This window comes from Wolbachia endosymbiont (group A) of Cephus spinipes, from assembly GCF_964026895.1.
Taxonomy (GTDB): Bacteria; Pseudomonadota; Alphaproteobacteria; order Rickettsiales; family Anaplasmataceae; genus Wolbachia; species Wolbachia pipientis.
On record NZ_OZ034713.1, the window covers coordinates 392,599 to 413,235 of the forward strand.

Genomic DNA, 20,637 nt, shown 5'->3' on the forward strand with positions numbered 1-20,637 from the left:
TTAACTAGATTTTCTAGATCCCAGTGTCAAGCACATAACTATACGAACATTGCAATTTGTAGGTGGTGTCATCCCAGTCTGGGATCTAGCTTTTTGGTAATTTTATCGAAAATGTTTGCTCGTTTACAATCAATTTTCCTGGATCGAAGTAGTCAAGGCACTGGGATGACACCCTACTTAACCGTCATACCGCCGCGGTATCTCTTAGCCACTAACACGTAGCGGGATGACGATTGTCGATAAATCTAAGTTACTTTAGCAACAGTTATTCTCCACTAAATTACTCTGAATTTTGGTTATATTATTTGCGGATTTCACTGCTGAAATCTCAAATTTTGAGCTTGTGTTCAAAAATGATTCAACTGACCTGCCAAAAAAATCATATCTCCATCCCTTGAATAATTTATCTGTCTGTCTAGATATTGACCCGGTTAACTCATCTTTTGAAGAAACTAATTTCCTTGATATGTTACTTTCTTTACATTTACTATCTAAAATAATTGAGAGTATATCAAGTACAGATTTATCATAATTACTCGATAAGGTGTTGTTTTGCTGCATCCAATTTCTCTCATTTTCATTAAAAATATTCACAAACTCTAGTAAATCCGCATCTTTTATATTTTTTGTATTCCTCTTGAGATCATCTAAAATCTCATCAACATGCTCTACATTTTTTTCAATAAAATCAGCTATTACAGCATTATTGATTATTTTATTACGGTTCATATTATAGCGCTGTGCTAAGGTTTCTTGCCACTCACTAACTGCTTTAACAGTTAGTATCAATCTTGGATTTACTTCATAATTAAATTTAATCCTCTTCCATGCATCTTTTGGGCTATGTAAATACTTATTTATATCAACTATTGATTCCATCTCTTCTTGAAACCAACCCATCCTATTATTTTCTTCAAGTTTATTGCACAATATTTGGTATAGGTCATATAGGTGTACCACGTCGTTTACTGCATAATCTAACTGATCTTCGGACAACGGACGCCTTAACCAATCTGAATTTTTAGCTTTAATTTTATCCAGTGCTATTCCTTGATATTGCTCCACTACTTTTGAGTAACCAATAAAGTCATGATAATAATGACAAAACATAGCAGCAACTTGGGTATCAAAAATGGGAGTGGGAATACATTTAAATACAGTGAGTAAGGATTCTATATCCTGCCGGCAGCTATGAAACACTTTGGTTATCCCCTGATTTAGCATTATTTTCTTAATGAATGATAAATCAATTTCTGGCACTAATGCGTCTACAATAAAACTCTTCTCTCCGTAAGAAATTTGAATTAACGATAATTTTGGGTAGTAGATTAAATTATTTCTAATGAACTCCGTGTCAACTGCTATAAATTTTGGCTTTTTTGCTATCAACCCCTCACATATGTCCTCCAGCTCCGACGTTGTATTAATTAACATATGTTTTTTATTCAGTGGTTCTACTTTACTACTTATATTAAATTTTGCAATTAGAGTCACTACGAAATTAGTAATGGAGCTTGCTAGTTACTTATAATATTATAAAGTGTTTGTTATGTAGTGGTGAAGTGTTATGGTAGATTTTATAGACCTTTTTCAAGGAAGTAAAGATTTTACGATGTGCATGCACAACGGTTCAGGGGATGCAATATATAATCGATGTATATCTGCTGTAAGAATGGACCCGCCATGTATGCATGGTGAATCTATTCAAGGTTTGTTTGAAAGTTCGTTTGAACAAGGTGTTGTGACTGTTAGAGTGAACTTAGACTTAGAAACTTTAAATGTAGTGGTATATAAATCTCCTCCAACTTCTGATAAGCTTGACGCATTTTCACTAGCATATCAAATAGACAGATATCACATAGATGAGAATACTATAGTTTTTGATGAGAAAGTAAATACAATAAAATTTGATATATCAAATCCTTTAAAACATAAATTTATTACATTTGAGATTTTTAAAAGATAAATTATAATTCTGGTTCATTTATAAAAGGCTAGACTTAACGTGCCAGGCAGGAATTAACTGAAAGAAAAATTGAAGTAGCAAGAATTGATCTAGTTTGATATTACTAATATAGTAAATCTCTGGATATATAATAAGAACTAGATTCCAGCGTCACGCGCTGGAATGACAGGGCTATAGGTATCATCCAAGTAGCCTCTTTCTTGTCATCCCAGTGTCCTGACACTGGTTTCCATCCAAAAGGGTGTCATTCCAGTCTGGAATCCAGATTGGACACTGAATTGGTGAGTGTAAAATTCTACGTCATACCGCCGCGGCGCTAACAAGAGATCCCGCTAACAAGCAGCGGGATGACGGTTGTCAGGCTAGCTGTCATCCGAGTAGCCTCCTTTTTTTGTCATCCCAGTGCCCAGACACTGGGATGACACCCTACTAGCGGAAGTTACTCTCAAATGTTTGTTCATGTTAGCCACAAACATTAAGAAATTTACCAAATGAAAAAAAAGGCAAAAGAAGCCCTGGGGTTATTATCCGCTTTAAAATATTGGCGTTTTTTATGTTTTAAACGCTTGACAAGCGAGATTCAGCCGCTTTTAATTGCAACTAACTTACGCTGCAAATGTTTAAGAAATTTACCAAGCAGAAAAAAAGACAAAGAATCCCCGAGTTAGCTAGTCTTTTACTATCTCTGTCGAGTATTGGCATTTTTTGATGTCTTGTAACGCTTTATAAGCGCGTTCAGCTTATTTAGATAAAAATCTAGATGTAGATGAAGTTTTGTAAAGACATACAGTATCTATATACTGCAAAAAATTGAACATAAGACGCCGATACATTAAGTAATCCTTACCTTTTAATCTGCAGATTGGCGAAAGCAAATACAATAGCTTCACTATCATGATAAGGGCGCTGGCGAAGGGTGTCAAGTAAGTTTTTCGTTTCTATAGCTACTACCACGATTGTATAGGTAATTCTTCACTTATAATAATGATTCAAGCCTTCAGCTCCTCAAATACCTCACTTGCTCTATTTAAAACAGAATCAGGAAAACCAGCAAGTTTTGCTACATGTATTCCATATGACTCATCTGCAATGCCTTCAATTACTTCATGTAGAAAGATAACCTCTCCGTTCCACTCTCTTATTTTTACACAAAAACATTTCACGTTCTTCAAGTATTTGCTTACTTTAGTTAATTCATGATAATGAGTTGCAAAAATGGCGCGGCACTTATTTACATTGTGAATATGTTCAATCACCGCCTGTGCAATAGATAATCCATCATACACCCCTGTGCCCCTACCAATTTCATCAAGTATCACCAAGGAACGGTCCGTTGCCTGATTTACTATCGTTGCTGTTTCGATCATCTCTACCATGAAGGTAGAATAACCAGCTGTTATATTATCCGTTGCGCCAACCCTGCTGAATATCTTGTCAATCACTCCAATATGTACACTCTCTGCTGGCACAAATGACCCCATGTGAGCTAAAATTGCAATGAGAGCGTTTTGCCTCAAGAAAGTGCTTTTTCCAGCCATATTAGGACCAGTAATTAGATGTATACCAGCTAAATTGATGCTATTTGCAATGAATTTATCGTTAACTTCAACCACTGGATGTCTTCCGCTACAGATATTGAACTCTTTGCTGTCATCAATAATGGGTTTTACGTAATTATTTTGCACTGCAAGCTCTGCAAACGCGGTTCTAATATCAAGTTTTGCCAAAGCATTTGCAGCAAGAGCAATTTTTTCAGACTCTTTAGCAACTTCACTACACAGTTCACTAAAAATTTTCATTTCTAAGCCGATTGCAGCATCACGTGCCGTAAGAATTTTATTTTCTAGTTCTTTCAATTCATTAGTAGTGTAGCGCATGCTATTTGCTAAGCTTTGCCTATGAATAAATATATCCGAAGTTATTTTGTGATTTGCTGATACTTCAACGTAATAACCGAGTATATTGTTGTGCAATATTTTGAGTGCGGCAATGCCAGTTAGGTCGCGATAAGATTCACGGAGCTTAGTTACCAACTTGTTACTGTTGTTCAATATATAAGATAACTCAGATAATTCTGAGTTGTATTTTGGGTAGATAAACCCTCCCTCTTTCACGGAACTGAGATTATTATCAAGTATAGCACTATTTAGCAGTTCAAATAGGTCTTTATGATTACCAAGGCTCTTATGTATTGTGCTGAGTTCACTCTCGTCACTACTTATCACCTGAGTAGTAGACACTGGTTCCTTTTCTCCGGTCAAGCACTGGAATGACATCTGAGAGTTAATTTCTGATTTTTCACTTAAACAATAATTATGCAAGGTAGACAGAAACTCAGACAACTCTAAAGTCTTTCCTAGGCCTATTTTCAATAGGTTCATATCCTTTGGTGAACCACGCCCTAGTATTAAGCGCGATAAAGACCTCTCAATATCTGGAATGTTAGATAATATCTCTCGTATTTTTCTGCGTGGCTCATGATTATTTACAAAAAATTGAGCGGTGCTGAGCCTCAAATTGATTGCCTTGGAGCAAGCAAGGGGTGAAGCGAGCATTTGTTTGAGCAGGCGTCCACCAGAAGCTGTAACTGTATGATCAATAACTGAAATTAGTGAACCTTTCTTTTCACCAAATTGAGTTGAAAACAACTCAAGATTTCTCCTTGCTGAAGCATCAATAAGCATGAAATTTTGTTGCTTATAGGTTTTTGGGAATTCAAGCCTTGGAATGGAGCCCCTTTGCGTTACTCTGACATATTCAAGCAGTGCACCACACGCCATGATTTCTACTTTGCTGAAATTTCCTATACTCCCAAGTTCCCTGATTTTATAAAACTCGCATAACGTTCTGTGAGATTTACTATACTCAAAAAAACTCTGTGCGTGTTGCGTAATTGATATTTTATAATTTTTTAAAATCGATCTAATTTTTTCATCCTCAGTGAATTTTTCAGAAATTAATAATTCTCTTGGTGATATACGCAATAAATCACTATCTAGAGCTTTCAAACTCGTTAAAGTGTGAAAAAATTTTCCCGTCGATAATTCAAGCCAACTAATAGCATATTCGTCATTTTGTTCAACTATGGACGCGAGATAATTATTGCTTTTATCCTCCAGTAGTGAATCTTCTATAATTGTACCTGGAGTTACAACTCGCACTACATCACGTTTTACTATGGATTTATAGCCCCTCTTTTTTGCTTCATCAGCAGTTTCTAATTGGTCACAGATTGCTACTTTGAATCCTAAATCTATTAGCTTGTGTAGGTAAGATTCACTACTGTGTGCTGGCACTCCACACATTGGTATTTCTTGCCCACACGAATTACCTCTCTTAGTGAGCACTATATTCAGCAATTTCGCAGCTTTAATAGCATCATCGAAAAACAATTCATAAAAATCTCCTAGCCTATAAAATAGCAGATGATCTTTGTATTGAGCTTTCAGGTTCAAATACTGCTCCATCACAGGGGTGTTTTTTTCTTTTACGAAGCTCATAATATTTTTTAATATATTGTATTGATAAACGTTATTATAGATTATATTGCACATGTGGATAACATAAATTTTAAATAGGTGTATAGAGGGAAAAATTTAAAACAATTAAATTTCTTGGATCCAAGTAGTCAGGACACTTGGATGACATAAAGAGTAGGAGTATTTGATGACAAAAAAACAAAAAACGCAGTTGTCATTCCAGCGCGTGACGCTGGAATCCAGCTTCTATGCAACCTCATCAAAAACATTCATTTAGTGTAAGATCAGCTACTTTCCATGCTAGTTTACAAGCAAACTTTTCTGGATCCCAGTGTCAAGCACTGGGATGACATCATAGGGGCGCTGGGATGACACCCTCCTTGTGTGTATTATAGCTAAAGTGACTTACGACAATTTGAAAAACGACACATTCGTCATTCCGCTACTAGTTAGCGGAATCTATACCGCGAATGAATCGCGGTATGACGTGTTGCTTGGGTCAGCTATATGTAAGTTGTGGCCCTTCTTTATTATTTTTATTAGCGGCAGTTGTATCATCAACAGATATTTCAGAGCTAACAGTGCTAATAGTTTTTTCTATCGCTTTAGCCTGTTCATAGTCTTGACTCAAAAAATACATGGCCAGTCCAATAGCTATACTAGCAACAAGAGAAGATGCTATCATTACACCTAGTATCATACCACCAGAAAGACTTACTGCAACACACACACCAGCTCCAAGTACAACACCAAGAAAACCACCAATTATTACGCCAGGCACCAAACTGCCTACCATAGCGCTTTCTTTTTTCGTATTAGCTTGTTTTTTCATACTTTTAATAAGCACTTCTTTTGTTTCTCCTTGAGCTAAATCTAAAGGAATTTTATTATCCGCGTTTTGTATCAAAGGATTTGCACTATATGTAACAAGAAGGGTGATTATTTCTTCAGTTTTATTACCTATAACTGCATGATGTAGTAATGTATTTCCCTCTTCATCTTTAAAGTTTATATGAGTACGAAATTCTTCATCTAGATTTCTTATTGGGTTGTTTTTTGCATATATCCCAGATTGTATTGCTCTATCTAAGCATTGTATCACTTGTTCTAGTGATTGCTCGCCAGGATTTTGTATAAAATGAAGCAGAATTTCGTGTACTATCGCTTCCTTTGTAGTTTTTGGGCATCGTAAAGCGTAATTAAATGTCTGTGTAGTAATAACTTCTTCTTTTCTTTTTTTAAGAACAACCCTTAAATCTTCAATCGCCTTTTCACCATCTTTTATTCCAAGAATTATTGAATCCAAATTATTTATCATGCTATCCTCCTTGGTTTGATTGCATTGCTCATTAATAAATAATATAATAAATCCTGCTAAAAGTCAAGCAATTAATTAATAAGTTAATATAATCCTCCAAAAGGAGCTCCTTACTTTTTGTTCAGCATGTCCATTGGATCAGACTCTTTAAGCTTGCTGTTTGCTGAATTTATTCATCACAATAGCTACAATGTGCTATCGAAGTTCTCTGTAATCTTAGTTGGTTCTTCTAGAATATTCAAAATATCAGTTGCACAATAAACCCGATCTCTCTTTCCTTGAGAAGTTTGTGAAACGATGCCTAAATCTTCAAGCTTTACGATTGCTCTTTGGGCTGTTGTAAATACGACACCTAAGTTTTCAACCACTTTCCTTATAGTAAAGTAAGGGTTTAAAGACTATTAACTAAATCATTGTCCCATTCAAATTTTGGTGGCAAGGGGCTTGGTATAAATGCCTGATAACCAGCGAATACTTTGCCTGATGGTGATCCTTTAATATACATTCATTCAACCTAGCACACTATTTTTATAGTATATATTATTTTCAAATAAAGTCAAAAATGAAAATAAGGCTTTATCTTATTTGCGTGCATGAAAATAAGAAACTCTCTTATTATTGATTTTGCTCAAAAACGAAAATAGAAGAAGCTGCTGAACTTTATATATCCTGTTTTTCTGGAGAACTGCTATAAAACTTCTGAGTGAAGTCACTTAATTTTTACACATCTATTGTAGAGTAAGAAGAACCGAATTTGAAACAAAAATGCTAACTGATGCTTGGACTTTACTGACACTTACACTACTTGAAACTATACTTAGTGTAGACAATTTAATCTTTATTTCTCTAGCAATAGATAAGGTACCAAATGCGCTGAGAGAAAGAGTGCGCCTTATGGGCCTTGGATTAGCACTATTAATGCGTTTTGTAATACTATTTTTTACATCATCTATATTGTCAATGCAAAAACCTATATTTCACACTGCATCAGCAAGGGATTTACTTATGATCGCAGGGGGATTATTCCTTATTGTTAAGAGCTCTATGGAGTTACGGGATGACATCTTTGTATGTAAGAAAAATAAAAAGAAAGCAAACGTTAAATCAAAATTTTTTTTAGTTGTGCTACAAATTATATTAATAGATTTAGTTTTTTCGGTTGATTCGATATTAACTGCTATAGCACTAACTTATAACATGGTAATAATTGCTACAGCATTTACATTTTCCATGCTAGCAATGCTGTTTTTATCAAGTTATACCGCCCAGTTAATCAAATCTAACCCAGGGTTAAAAATAATCGCCATTTTATTTATTTTACTTGTCGGTGTGTACCTCATACTTCATGGATTTCATATAGAATTACCAAAAGGATATTTGTATTCTTCATTTATGTTTGCACTGCTTGTGGAAATTATAAGCAAAATAAAGAAAATTAACCGTCATACCGCGATTCATTCGCGGTATCTCTAGATCCAGCTAACAAGCAGCGGGATCTTTTTGATTTACTCCCACTCAATAGTTGCGGGTGGTTTAGAAGTGATATCATAAACAACTCTATTTACTCCGGGAACATTATTAACAATTATACTGCCAACATTCTGTAAAAAATCCCAAAATACTAGCAAGTGTTGATCCTTATTTTCAAATGGAAATGCATCAGCTGTCATACCATCAGATGATGTTACAGCCCTTAAAGCACAAACATATCCATACGTACGACCATCTCCCATAACGCCTACAGTTTTTATTGGTAATAATACAGCAAAAGCTTGCCATATCTTATCATATAGATCGTAATTTTTCATCGTATTAATATATATTTCATCTACTTCTTGCAATATTTGCACCTTTTCTTTATCGACTTCACTTATAATCCTCACTGCAAGTCCGGGTCCAGGAAATGGATGTTGAAATATTATCTTGTCTGAAAGCCCAATTTCCTTTCCAAGTAGCCTTACCTCATCTTTAAAGAGGTAACGTAAAGGCTCCACTAACTTCAGATTCATCTTTTCTGGCAACCCACCAACATTATGGTGAGACTTAATTGTACTAGTGTTGTCTGAGGCATGCCCTGACTCAACTACATCAGAGTAGATGGTACCTTGCATCAAAAAATCCACATCACCTATTTTTTTTGCTTCTTCTTCAAACACTTCAATAAAAGTGTTACCGATAATTTTTCGTTTTTCTTCTGGATCAGTTATTCCCTTCAATCTACTCAAAAATAAATTTGATTTATCAACGTAGTTTATCGGAATCTCTTTCAACATAGCAATGGTCTGGTTCTTGCGTAACAACCCAGTATCGATAAAAATACAGTTTAATTGTTTTCCTATAGCTTTATATGTGAGAGCCGCTGCAACACTTGAATCAACCCCACCACTTACTGCAGCGATTACTTTTTTCTCTCCTACTACATTTTTGATTTTTTCCTTTTGCTCCTCAATAAACGACTTCATTGTCCAGTCTCTTTCGCAATTTGCAATATCCAAGAAGTTAGAGAGCAATTTACTGCCATTTGTTGTGGGCCTCACTTCAGGATGGAATTGAGTACAGTAAATCTTTCGCTGTTCGTTAACAATCATTGCAATTGTTTGATTTATCACACCTGATGCGATAACAGTAAATCCCTGTGGTATAGTATCAACACTGTCCGCATGGTTCATTAATACATCCACTTCAGAATTAACATCCCAGGTATCCTTTACAATGGGGGATTCTTTTAGTATCTTGATTTTAGTTCTACCAAACTCCTGTTTGAAACTCTCTTTTACTTTTGCTCCAAAATAATGACAAATGAGTTGCTGTCCATAGCATATTCCAAGTATAGGAACGCTTGTTGCCTCATTAAGTTTTATAATTTCATGTACTACTCTACTTGTTTCAGAACAATCATCATTTACAGATTGTGGTCCTCCAGAGAGAATAAACCCATTGAATTTTGATATTGTTTCAAAACTGATGTTGCTTGGAAATATCTCACAATAAACGCCCATTCCTCTTACTTGTCTTGCGATAAGCTGTGTAAACTGTGAACCAAAATCAATAATGGCAATTGCTGACAATTTGCTCCTCCATATTATTTAAAATGATATCTGATAATAAAGAAAATAATGGAGTAAGTAAACCAAGACCTGTTTAAAAGCTTTAACGCGTGGTACAAGTTAGCTATATAGCTAATTTTCCTACACCATACCGCTGCGGCGCTAACTAGTAGCGGAATGACAGCAATCTACGTCATACCGCCGCAGTATCTCAGCCGCTAACAAGTAGCGGGATTATCTTCATGCTGCCACGAACCGTCATACCGCGATTCATTCGCGGTATCTCAGCCGCTAACAAGAGATCCCGCTAACAAGCAGCGGGATGACGAGGTATAAACTTTATCGTCATGCCACCGCGAACCGTCATACCGCGATTCATTCGCGGTATCTCGGCAATAGATCCCGCTAACAAGTAGCGGGATGACGATTGTCGTTTAGCCATAAATGTTTAAGAAATTTACCAAATGAAAAAAAAGGCAAAAGAAGCCCCGTAGTTGGCTAATTACTTACATTATACTTTCAAGTATGGCGTTTTTTTATTCTAAACGCTTAATAACCGCGACTCAGCTGCTTTTAAATGCAACTAACCTTAGCTATAAATGTTTAAGAAATTTACTAAACAGAAAAAAAGGCAAAAGAAACCCTAGGGTAGCTAGTTATTCACTATCCATTTTTTAAGTTGGCGTTTTTTTATGTTTTAAACGCTTTATAAGCGCGTTTCAGCTTATGTAGGTAGAAGTTTGATAAAGACATAAGGTGCACATAGTGCAAAAAATTAAACATGAGACGCCAGATACGTGAGTTTTTTTGTCATTTAATCTGTACAGAGAAGATAAATAAATAGCTTCAATTTTATGATAAGAGGGCTGGCGGAGTTTGTCAAGAAAGTTTTTTCGTTTCTATTCCCAATAAAAGTGCGTTATATGGTTATGCAAGAAGTCTATTTACCCATTTGCTTAACTTTCTCTCTACTTTTTTGAGTAAGGCCGCTATTGGCATGACAGACATTCATCGTAGTCAATATCTGTTTTTTGTTGCAATATTTCACTTTTTTTGAATATGTCATGCGAGACCTTATCGGCTCTCTGCATTGATTGTGATCTGCAGTAATATAAGCTCTTCAATCCTTTTTTCCAAGCAAGCATGTGTATTTTGTGCAAGTAACGTTTATGTACGTTGGCAGGTAAGAACAGATTTACTGATTGAGATTGACAAATATACGAAGTTCTATCACTTGCATGTTCTATAATCCATCTTTGGTCAAGCTCGTACGCTGTTTTAAATGTCAATTTTTCATGCTCACTAAGAAAATCTAAATGCTGAACGGAACCCTCGTTTGTTGAAATTGAAGACCATATTTTATCATTGTCTTGATTTTTTTCTGCTAATAGTTTTTGCAAGAATTTATTTCGCACTACAAATGAGCCTGTAAGTGTCTTTTGTATGAATACGTTTGCTGCATATGGTTCTATTCCAGGAGAGGTATTACCTGCAATAATGGAGATCGAAGCAGTAGGAGCAATAGCGAGTTTGTGTGTAAACCTTTCCATTAGATCAACTTCTTTGGCATCAGAACATGCTCCCTTTTCTTCTGCTAATTTTTTAGAAACTATATCTGCTTGCTCGCGTAAATACTTAAATATTTTTTTATTCCATTGTTGTGCTGTTACTGATTCAAAAGGAACCATTTTGCTTTGTAAAAATGAGTGAAAGCCCATCACACCAAGACCAATACTGCGTTCTCTGGCTGCAGAATATTTTGCTCGCTGCATTTCATTCGGTGCTTTATTTATGAAATCTTCCAATACATTATCAAGAAAGCGCATTATATCTTCTATGAAGAGTTTATTGTCTTTCCATTCTTCGTAGTACTCAAGGTTTACGGATGATAGACAACACACAGCAGTGCGTGACTTATTCAGGTGATCATAACCTGTGGTTAAAGTTATTTCACTGCATAGATTTGACATCTTGATGTCTAAGTTGAGCTTTTTGTAAGATTCTGGCTTATTGTTATTTGTTGCATCAAGGAAAATAATGTAAGGTTCTCCAGTTTCAACTCTTGCTGTTAATATTTTGATCCATATATCCCGCGCTTTTACAGTTGAAATAACCTTATTGTTGTGAGGGCTTATTAAATTCCATTCTTGATCATTCTCAACAGCCTGCATAAATTTATCTGTTACTATTACAGCATGATGTATATTTAACGCTTTGCGATTTGGGTCACCGCCTGTTGGCTTGCGTAAATCTAGAAACTCTTCTATCTCCGGATGAGATACAGGAAGGTAGACTGCTGAACTTCCTCGCCTTAGGGATCCCTGACTAATTGCAAGCGTTAGAGCATTTTGCACTACAATAAATGGAACAATTCCTGATGTTTTGCCGCTACCCTTTACGCTTTCGCCTATTGAGCGTAAATTTCCCCAATAACTACCTATGCCTCCTCCACGTGCAGCAAGCCAAACATTTTCATTCCATAGATCAACTATTCCCTGCAAGCTGTCTTCGGTTTCATTAAGAAAGCAAGAGATAGGTAACCCTCTCTTAGTGCCACCATTGCTGAGTATTGGTGTTGAAGGCATGAACCACAAGTTGCTCATGTAGTCATAAAGACGCTGCGCATGTTCTTTATTATCAGAATAGTAATTAGCAATACGTGCAAAGAGGTCTTGATAACTTTCATTTTCTATTAAATACCTGTCTGATAGAACTGCTTTTCCAAAGTCGGTTAATTTGCTGTCCTTTGCGTAATTAATGGTAATGTTATTCATAAAGTTCCTTTTATTCTTTTATTATATATAGATACTTAAAAGTCATTTTGAGCGATTTTTAAGTTAGGTTTTTCGGATTTTCTTGTTGATGCTGTAATGCAAACAAGATACCGTCAACCTGACTGCCATATATTTTACAGTAACTCATATAACTTATTTGCATATTTATTTCTTTTGCAACATGTTGAACATAACTTTCTGAGTGACGAAAATAGTCTCCTTTATTTACAAAGTCAATACCTTCACCTTCCTTTCTTCTTATTAAACATACAATAACCCCTTTTTTGCTCGTAGATCTTTTTGCTAATTCCAATTCTTCTTGAAAGTCATGTAGATAATGTAGCACTTCAGCAAAGATAATTACATCATACTGCTGGTTTTTCTCTTGTTTAAGAAACTCTTTCATTTCCATATGTATTAATTCATTGTAAACAGGCTTACCTTTTATAAAGCATCCTCTTGCGATATTTAGCATTCTACTTGAAATGTCAATTCCTATTATATGGTTTCCAATACTATTTATTTTCAAGAAATGACCACATATTCCAGTTCCACAACCAAGGTCGAGTATATTGAGCTCAGAAGTGGAGTTGTTGAAGATTTTTGTAATTATCATGTGTACAAGTTCATGCCCTCTATATTGTTTGGCAATCAACCAATGCTCAACAAAATATTCACCTGTGTAATCAAAATATTGTCTTATGAGGTTTTTTGGCAATTCTGTAATAGGCGCTGAGTTTGTCATTTTTTTTATATAGTAAGACGCCTCCTCGTGGTCATTATCTAATTTTAGTGCCCTTGTTAAATAATTATAAGCTTTGTTAGTATTCCCTACCGCAAAATGACACCTTCCGATGTTATACCAGACTATAGGTAAATAGGGGTAAAATATGCTAATTAACCAAAATCGTAACTTTGCATCTGATATGCTACCTTTATAAAAGTGATATAAACCGATTTCAATGTTGGTGTTTAACAGGTTCTTAGATTTTTTAAGAAGCACTGTCATTTCTTTATGAAGAGTATTATATTTATTCACAATGAAGTGTTTTACTTTCTTAATATTTAATACGCCAATGAGCTTAGACATACAATTTAAAGCAACGTTTTTTATAAAAGAGAGATTACTTTTCATACGTTAGAAATACTCCGAATGTTTGTTATCATTTTTAGGCAATTGATTTTAACACATTTTATCTTACAAAATATCTTTTTTATTAATTTTTACTGTATATATAAGTTTACCACATATTTCTCAGATTATACTGTTTAGGATTGCTAGTATATTGTTGTTGATAATATAAGTAAATGTTTTGTGCAAAAAGGCGTTGACATATTATTTATTAGGTTATAACATATAAAAGATTAATTTAGTTTTTAGATGTTTGACAAGTTTTATGGTAGAGATTAATTTAATCTCAATTCAATTTTAATAATATTTAACTCTGCATATTCTGCATATAGTCGGATAAATAAATTATTAAGAGCACTTGATGGATGCCTTGGCGTTAAGAGGCGATGAAGGACGTGGCAGGCTGCGATAAGCTGTGGGGAATTGTCAACAAATTTTGATCCGCAGATTTCCGAATGGGGAAACCCAACTAGTTTAGCTAGTTATTACGTACTAAGTATGTAAAGCAAACTTGGTGAACTGAAATATCTAAGTAGCCAAAGGAAAAGAAATCAACCGAGATTCTGTTAGTAGTGACGAGCGAAAGCGGAAAAGGCTAGTGATTTAAGAATAAGAATTAGAATACTCTGGAAATAGTAACCATAGAAGGTGATAGTCCTGTATAAGTAGAAAGTTTTTAAATCCTTGAGTAGAGCGGGGCACGTGAAATCCTGTTTGAATATGGGGGGACCATCCTCCAAGCCTAAATACTCCTTAACGACCGATAGTGAACAAGTACCGTGAGGGAAAGGTGAAAAGAACCCCGGGAGGGGAGTGAAATAGAATCTGAAATCAAGTGCTTACAAACAGTTGGAGCTCTATATCAATTTATTGATATTTAGAGTGACAGCGTACCTTTTGCATAATGGGTCAGCGAGTTAATCTATGAAGCAAGCTTAAGCCGTTAGGTGTAGGCGTAGCGAAAGCAAGTCTGAATAGGGCGTTTTAGTTTTATGGATTAGACCCGAAACCAAGTGATCTAGTCATGACCAGATTGAAGGTGTGGTAAAACACACTGGAGGATCGAACCAGTTAATGTTGCAACATTATTGGATGAGTTGTGATTAGGGGTGAAAGGCCAATCAAACTTGGAAATAGCTGGTTCTCCGCGAAATCTATTTAGGTAGAGCGTTGTATGTATGTTGTTGGGGGTAGAGCACTGGATAGACTAGGGGGATTCACCGTCTTACCAAATCTAACTAAACTCCGAATACCAACAATTAATTATATAGCAGGCACACTACGGGTGCTAAGTCCGTGGTGAAGAGGGAAACAACCCAGATCACTATCTAAGGTCCCAAAATTACAGCTAAGTGGGGAAGGAAGTAGAAAAACCATTACAGCTAGGAGGTTGGCTTGGAAGCAGCCATCCTTTAAAGAAAGCGTAACAGCTCACTTGTCTAAATAAGTTTTTCTGCGCCGAAAATGTACCGGGGCTAAAGCTGTATACCGAAGATGTGAGTGCTTATTGATTTCGATCAATAGGCGCGGTAGCGGAGCGTTCCGTAAGTCTGTGAAGGTGGTTTGTGAAAACTGCTGGAGATATCGGAAGTGAGAATGCTGACATAAGTAGCGTAAAAGAGTGTGAAAAACACTCTCACCAAAAATCTAAGGGTTCCTACGTTAAGTTAATCTGCGTAGGGTTAGTCGGTTCCTAAGGCGAGTCCGTAAAGGAGTAGTCGATGGCAATTAGGTTAATATTCCTAAACCTCTTAAGTGTGACGGGTTTCGTATTTGTATAGATCTTATTGGATTGATCTATGCTTAAAAGAAGCTCCAGGAAATAGCACTTATATTTATGAGGCCGTACCGCAAACCGACACTGGTGGATGAGTAGAGTATACTAAGGTGTTGAAAGAATGATGTTGAAGGAACTCGGCAAATTATACCTGTAACTTCGGAAGAAGGGTAACCTGCTTTTAGGCAACTATGAGTAGGTGGCACAAAATAGGGAGTAGCGACTGTTTACTAAAAACACAGGACTCTGCAAACACGTAAGTGGAAGTATAGGGTCTGACGCCTGCCCGGTGCTGGAAGGTTAATAGGAAGGGTGCAAGCTCCGAATTGAAGCCCCAGTAAACGGCGGCCGTAACACTGACGGTCCTAAGGTAGCGAAATTCCTTGTCGGGTAAGTTCCGACCCGCACGAATGGCGTAACGATTTCTCCACTGTCTCCAACATCACTTCAGCGAAATTGAATTCCCCGTGCAGATGCGGGGTACCCGCGGTTAGACGAAGAGACCCCGTGCACCTTTACTATAGCTTTACATTGCTATTAAAAGTGTGATGTGCAGGATAGGTGGGAGACTTTGAAGTTATGGCGCTAGCTATAATGGAGTCAACCTTGAGATACCACCCTTTACACTTTTGATATCTAACTATGTTTCATTATCTGGAACTAGGACATTGTATGGTGGGTAGTTTGACTGGGGCGGTCGCCTCCTAAAAAGTAACGGAGGCGTGCGAAGGTAAGCTAGAGCTGGTCGGAAATCAGCTTGATAGTATAATGGCATAAGCTTGCCTGACTGCGAGGCTGACAAGCCAAGCAGAGACGAAAGTCGGTCATAGTGATCCGGTGATTCTGTATGGAAGGGTCATCGCTCAACGGATAAAAGGTACGCCGGGGATAACAGGCTGATGGTGTTCGAGCGTTCATAGCGACGACACCGTTTGGCACCTCGATGTCGACTCATCACATCCTGGGGCTGAAGAAGGTCCCAAGGGTTCGGCTGTTCGCCGATTAAAGTGATACGTGAGTTGGGTTTAGAACGTCGTGAGACAGTTCGGTTTCTATCTGCCGTGGGTGAAGGAAATTTGAGAAGGTCTGACTCTAGTACGAGAGGACCGAGATGGATATACCTCTGGTGTACCAGCTGTTATGCCAATAGCATCGCTGGGTGGCTATGTATAGATGGGATAATTGCTGAAAGCATATAAGCAAGAAACCCTCTTCAAAAAGATTTCCCAATTAAGGCCGTGGAAGACTACCACGTTGATAGGCTAGGTGTGGAAGCATGGTAACATGTGAAGCTAACTAGTACTAATAGCCTGATTGATTTATTTGCTTTCTATATGTGTGTATGCAGTGTTAAATATTAAGTTAAAATTGTTAAGTTAGAAATTTTTATTGACTTGGTGGCTATAGCAAAAATGAACCACCCGATCTCATCTCGAACTCGGAAGTGAAACTTTTTAGCGCTGATGGTACTTGAAAAGGGAGAGTAGGTCGCCGCCAAGTTTATAAAAATTTCTTTGTTAATTAGACAGTAGGTATACTTATATTTTAACTTTCTTGTTTTGTTACTATTCTTTAAGTTTTTACTTTAACTATGATATCTTTTTTTTCTTATATGTTCTTGGTCATTTTCTACATTATTTAGCATTGTTCCTACTTCCCCTAATTGATTCCCTTTTGAAGGAGAATTACTGATTTCTGGTAATATTACATTACCTCCCACTTTTTTAAATAATTCTTCTTGTTGGCGAAATGCTGACCTCCAATCTGTTCCTGTTCCTTTAGGAAGAAATAAGAATTGATACATCTGACCAAAGCCTGTGTTATTTACCTCTTTTATATGCTCTACCATTCATCACACCCATTAACTATTTTTAAAAATTTTACCTATATTATCATAAAAAATATAGTTGTAAATACCTTAATTGAGATTTTTTTTTATTTTATCTTTTTTAAGCAAATAGTTAGATCTTTTTGTAAATTTTTATAACTTGCTTGCATAATGTTTCTATGAGTTAGTATTATGTAGTAGTGCCCTATATTACTTATATTTAAAATGCTAATTTTAGCAAGCATTCGTAGTTGCCTTTTTATTTTATTTCTTTTTGCTGCTTTTCCGGTTTTTTTACTGATAGCCAGACCTACTCTAATAGTATGAATGTACTTTTCAGGTTCTCTTTCTTTTATAGCGTACAGTGATATATAAAGCCCACGATAAAAAAGACTGTTGAGTGCTAACTTATTTTTGAAAGCAGAAGAAAAATCTTTTTTTTTATACTTACTATGCGCATAATTTGTTACACCCTAATGAACGGCGCCTATTAAGGATTTTTCTTCCAGCTCTTGTTGCCATACGTGAACGAAATCCGTGTCTGCGCTTTCTTATCAAATTTTTTGGTTGAAATGTTCTCTTCATTGTTTTTATATTAATATAATTATTTATTTTAAATTGTTTTACTTTATTGTCAAATAATGGTGAACTTGTATGACATTTTCGTAGAATAAAATTTGATGCATGGAAGAATGAATTCGGTGATAGTCATACCTGTCTTACTAATCCTTTTATTTTGTTTTAGTAGGTTTCAAGAAGTAAATAAGGTTAAATCTTATCTATATCTTAGTTGTGTATGGATGCTAACTTGGTTGTTAGTATTCTATAATAATTGTTTTGTAACTTTTATTTCTATAGCGTTACTTTTTTTCATGCTTGCTTTTATCTTTAAAAATAAAAGAAATAAGATAATAAAACTTTCGTTATTTGTGGCTTTGGCCATATCATTTTTTATCACTTTATTTATAATGCTGTCTATTTTTATTCAATCCATTAGTTTTTTTAATAAAGTAGCTATTTCAGAATTCTTGTTTTGCTTGAAATGGGGCCACAATGTAGTCACTATCAATGAAGAGAAGATAGGATGTTTTGGTATAGCGCCGCTTTTAGTTGGTACATTACTTATAACTATTATAGCAATGTTAGTTGTCGTTCCGCTTGGTTTATTTTCTGCAATATATATTAGTGAATATGCGAGTGAGAAAGTGCGTTATATTGTTAATACAACTTTGCAAGTTTTGTCTGCTATTCCTACGGTTGTATATGGATATTTCGCGGTTGTGTTTTTGTCTTTCTTTATAAAGCAGGTAGCAAATTTTTTTGGTTTAAGTATACACTCAGAAAGTGCCTTAGTTGCCGGTTTATCGATTGGGATAATGATTCTTCCTTTTATTATTTCTTTACTCGAAGATGCCATAAGATCTGTTCCAAAAAGCTTGCGTTATGGCTTCATGGCACTTGGTGCAACTCCAGCGGAAACTATATGGCATATAACAATACCTTATGCAATGCCTACAATTTTAAGTGCAATTTTATTGTCAATTTCAAGAGTGATAGGTGAAACAATGATTGTGCTAATGGCTGTGGGAATCAACGCAAATTTGACTTTTAACCCTCTTAATTCAGTTACTACCATTACCGTGCAGATCGCTACATTACTTACCGGAGATCAGGATTTCAATAGTGTACAAACTCTTGCTGCTTATGCGCTTAGTTTAGTATTGTTTATTATTACTTGGCTATTAAATGCATTTGCATTGTTTGTAATGAAGCGTAACTAGTAAGCGTTTTAATGTTGCAAAATTTCTATTAATAATATAAAATTTATTTTCTTTAGAAGTTCTTTTATGGAATTATAGTGTTAGGTGATAAAAATAAAGAGATGAATATAGGTAGAGCGATTAAGGTAACTCAAGCAGTTGTTGATATAAAATTTGAAGGTGAATTGCCTAAAATATTTAATGCTTTAAAAAGCAAACTAAAATATAAGGATAAGGAGCTGGTTTTAGAAGTTTCGCAGCATATAGGTGACAATATAGTTCGTTGTATTGCTATGGATAGCACAGATGGCATGTCAAGGGGGGATGAATTTGTTGATACAGGTGCACCAATATCGGTGCCAATTGGGCGTTCAACTTTAGGAAGGATTTTTAATGTTGTTGGAGAGCTTATAGATGAGTGTGGTCCACTGAAGGGAAAGTATAACTTAGAGCCTATACACAGAGCACCTCCAAGTTTTACTGAACAGAGAATACAGGAAGAAGTTTTAGTTACGGGAATAAAAGTTATAGATCTTCTTGCACCTTATCTTAAAGGAGGAAAAATTGGCTTATTTGGTGGAGCCGGTGTTGGTAAAACAGTCCTAATAATGGAATTAATTAATAATATAGCAAAAGCTCATAAAGGATTTTCTGTGTTTGCCGGGGTAGGGGAGAGAACGCGTGAAGGTAACGATCTTTATCACGAGATGATCACTTCAAATGTAATAAATATAAATGAGCATGAAAAATCTCAAGCTGTTTTGGTTTATGGTCAGATGAATGAGCCTCCTGGAGCAAGGGCTAGAATTGCTTTAACAGCACTTACTATGGCAGAGTATTTTCGTGACCGTGAAAACCAAGATGTTCTATTTTTTGTGGATAATATCTTTAGATTTACACAAGCTGGTTCTGAAATTTCTGCTTTACTTGGAAGAATACCGTCAGCTGTTGGTTATCAGCCAACCCTTGCAACTGATATGGGTGCAATGCAAGAAAGAATAGCTTCAACAACTTCTGGCTCTATTACTTCTGTGCAAGCTATATATGTTCCTGCGGACGATTTAACTGATCCAGCCCCAGCAACTACATTCTCTCACCTTGATGCAACCACAGTGTTGTCAAGGCAAATAGCTGAAATGGGAATATACCCTGCTGTTGATCCACTTGATTCAACTTCTCAGTCTTTATCTGCTGAAATCATTGGTGAAGAACATTATAATGTAGCTTCTGAGGTGAAACGTATATTGCAAACTTATAAATCGCTGCAAGATATTATCGCAATACTTGGTATGGATGAGCTATCTGATGAAGATAAAATTATTGTTGATAGGGCTCGTAAGATTCAGAAATTTCTTTCTCAACCTTTTCACGTTGCAGAAATATTTACTGGCATGCCTGGTAAATTTGTTTCACTTTCTGATACTGTTTCCAGTTTTAAAGGGATTGTTGAAGGCAAATATGATCACTTACCAGAGGCTGCTTTTTATATGGTGGGGAATATAGATGAAGCAATAAAAAAGGCTGAATTAATACAAGCTGAAGCTAAATAAAAGTTA

Annotated in this window: 13 protein-coding genes, 2 rRNA genes and 1 pseudogene; 6 read left to right on the forward strand and 10 right to left on the reverse strand. The window is 35.9% G+C overall.

Features of this window, described 5'->3' with window-relative positions; all coding sequences use genetic code 11:
- Window positions 1-255: 255 nt before the first annotated feature.
- The gene (locus tag AAGD59_RS01915) at window positions 256-1,434 is read right to left on the reverse strand and encodes a ribonuclease D (protein ID WP_141457325.1); all 1,179 of its coding nucleotides are present in this window, start codon (window positions 1,432-1,434) and stop codon (window positions 256-258) included.
- A 133-nt stretch (window positions 1,435-1,567) separates the two neighbouring features.
- Here AAGD59_RS01915 and AAGD59_RS01920 point away from each other — a divergent pair, with 133 nt between their 5' ends.
- Window positions 1,568-1,966, forward strand: coding sequence for a hypothetical protein (locus AAGD59_RS01920; RefSeq protein ID WP_007548550.1), 399 nt, complete (start codon window positions 1,568-1,570; stop codon window positions 1,964-1,966).
- A gap of 989 nt (window positions 1,967-2,955) precedes the next feature.
- Here the strand turns inward: AAGD59_RS01920 and mutS are convergent.
- From mutS to AAGD59_RS01935, 3 genes are all read right to left on the reverse strand, one after another.
- Window positions 2,956-5,466: a DNA mismatch repair protein MutS gene (mutS, locus tag AAGD59_RS01925; RefSeq protein ID WP_141457327.1), complete on the reverse strand. Its 2,511-nt coding sequence runs from the start codon at window positions 5,464-5,466 to the stop codon at window positions 2,956-2,958.
- 478 nt (window positions 5,467-5,944) lie between these two features.
- Complete coding sequence (locus AAGD59_RS01930) at window positions 5,945-6,763, reverse strand: ankyrin repeat domain-containing protein (RefSeq protein ID WP_141456816.1); 819 nt, start codon at window positions 6,761-6,763, stop codon at window positions 5,945-5,947.
- Between the two features lie 185 nt (window positions 6,764-6,948).
- A complete protein-coding gene (locus AAGD59_RS01935; protein WP_006279522.1) occupies window positions 6,949-7,131 on the reverse strand; it encodes a hypothetical protein in 183 nt (60 codons plus the stop codon).
- Between the two features lie 397 nt (window positions 7,132-7,528).
- On the opposite strand from AAGD59_RS01935, the gene AAGD59_RS01940 reads away from it, so the two are divergent.
- Window positions 7,529-8,236, forward strand: coding sequence for a TerC family protein (locus tag AAGD59_RS01940; protein ID WP_038199715.1), 708 nt, complete (start codon window positions 7,529-7,531; stop codon window positions 8,234-8,236).
- A gap of 32 nt (window positions 8,237-8,268) precedes the next feature.
- Here the strand turns inward: AAGD59_RS01940 and guaA are convergent, their stop codons facing one another.
- From guaA to AAGD59_RS01955, 3 genes are all read right to left on the reverse strand, one after another.
- Complete coding sequence (gene guaA / locus AAGD59_RS01945) at window positions 8,269-9,831, reverse strand: glutamine-hydrolyzing GMP synthase (protein ID WP_265027937.1); 1,563 nt, start codon at window positions 9,829-9,831, stop codon at window positions 8,269-8,271.
- Window positions 9,832-10,799: 968 nt separating this feature from the next.
- A complete protein-coding gene (locus AAGD59_RS01950) occupies window positions 10,800-12,584 on the reverse strand; it encodes a ribonucleoside-diphosphate reductase subunit alpha (protein WP_006280151.1) in 1,785 nt (594 codons plus the stop codon).
- Window positions 12,585-12,642: 58 nt separating this feature from the next.
- Entirely contained in the window at window positions 12,643-13,719 is a 1,077-nt protein-coding gene (locus AAGD59_RS01955) for a methyltransferase domain-containing protein (RefSeq protein WP_265027939.1), read from the reverse strand.
- Window positions 13,720-14,054: 335 nt separating this feature from the next.
- On the opposite strand from AAGD59_RS01955, the gene AAGD59_RS01960 reads away from it, so the two are divergent.
- Window positions 14,055-16,820: ribosomal RNA gene (locus AAGD59_RS01960) — 23S ribosomal RNA — on the forward strand.
- A gap of 66 nt (window positions 16,821-16,886) precedes the next feature.
- Window positions 16,887-16,993: ribosomal RNA gene (rrf, locus tag AAGD59_RS01965) — 5S ribosomal RNA — on the forward strand.
- 85 nt (window positions 16,994-17,078) lie between these two features.
- On the opposite strand, the gene AAGD59_RS01970 is transcribed toward rrf, so the two are convergent.
- The 3 genes and pseudogenes from AAGD59_RS01970 to rpmH form a co-directional block, all read right to left on the reverse strand.
- Window positions 17,079-17,342 (reverse strand): hypothetical protein, encoded by a 264-nt coding sequence (locus AAGD59_RS01970; RefSeq protein ID WP_141456820.1) that lies wholly within the window; start codon window positions 17,340-17,342, stop codon window positions 17,079-17,081.
- An 86-nt stretch (window positions 17,343-17,428) separates the two neighbouring features.
- A pseudogene (gene rnpA, locus AAGD59_RS01975) lies at window positions 17,429-17,704 on the reverse strand (ribonuclease P protein component); the annotation flags it as partial.
- A 67-nt stretch (window positions 17,705-17,771) separates the two neighbouring features.
- Entirely contained in the window at window positions 17,772-17,906 is a 135-nt protein-coding gene (gene rpmH / locus AAGD59_RS01980) for a 50S ribosomal protein L34 (RefSeq protein WP_006279898.1), read from the reverse strand.
- Window positions 17,907-18,013: 107 nt separating this feature from the next.
- Between rpmH and pstC the strand changes: the two genes are divergently transcribed.
- Window positions 18,014-19,102 (forward strand): phosphate ABC transporter permease subunit PstC, encoded by a 1,089-nt coding sequence (gene pstC, locus AAGD59_RS01985; RefSeq protein ID WP_038199744.1) that lies wholly within the window; start codon window positions 18,014-18,016, stop codon window positions 19,100-19,102.
- A 101-nt stretch (window positions 19,103-19,203) separates the two neighbouring features.
- The gene (atpD, locus tag AAGD59_RS01990) at window positions 19,204-20,631 is read left to right on the forward strand and encodes a F0F1 ATP synthase subunit beta (RefSeq protein WP_015588864.1); all 1,428 of its coding nucleotides are present in this window, start codon (window positions 19,204-19,206) and stop codon (window positions 20,629-20,631) included.
- Window positions 20,632-20,637: the final 6 nt, after the last annotated feature.

What these genes read in the sequence shown, in the direction of transcription:
- mutS (WP_141457327.1), bottom strand. Translation starts at nt 5,466, where the DNA reads ATGAGCTTCGTAAAAGAAAAAAACACCCCTGTGATGGAGCAGTATTTG.
- AAGD59_RS01955 (WP_265027939.1), bottom strand. Translation starts at nt 13,719, where the DNA reads ATGAAAAGTAATCTCTCTTTTATAAAAAACGTTGCTTTAAATTGTATG.
- AAGD59_RS01950 (WP_006280151.1), bottom strand. Translation starts at nt 12,584, where the DNA reads ATGAATAACATTACCATTAATTACGCAAAGGACAGCAAATTAACCGAC.
- rpmH (WP_006279898.1), bottom strand. Translation starts at nt 17,906, where the DNA reads ATGAAGAGAACATTTCAACCAAAAAATTTGATAAGAAAGCGCAGACAC.
- AAGD59_RS01940 (WP_038199715.1), top strand. Translation starts at nt 7,529, where the DNA reads ATGCTAACTGATGCTTGGACTTTACTGACACTTACACTACTTGAAACT.
- AAGD59_RS01970 (WP_141456820.1), bottom strand. Translation starts at nt 17,342, where the DNA reads ATGGTAGAGCATATAAAAGAGGTAAATAACACAGGCTTTGGTCAGATG.
- AAGD59_RS01915 (WP_141457325.1), bottom strand. Translation starts at nt 1,434, where the DNA reads ATGTTAATTAATACAACGTCGGAGCTGGAGGACATATGTGAGGGGTTG.
- pstC (WP_038199744.1), top strand. Translation starts at nt 18,014, where the DNA reads ATGAATTCGGTGATAGTCATACCTGTCTTACTAATCCTTTTATTTTGT.
- atpD (WP_015588864.1), top strand. Translation starts at nt 19,204, where the DNA reads ATGAATATAGGTAGAGCGATTAAGGTAACTCAAGCAGTTGTTGATATA.
- AAGD59_RS01930 (WP_141456816.1), bottom strand. Translation starts at nt 6,763, where the DNA reads ATGATAAATAATTTGGATTCAATAATTCTTGGAATAAAAGATGGTGAA.
- AAGD59_RS01920 (WP_007548550.1), top strand. Translation starts at nt 1,568, where the DNA reads ATGGTAGATTTTATAGACCTTTTTCAAGGAAGTAAAGATTTTACGATG.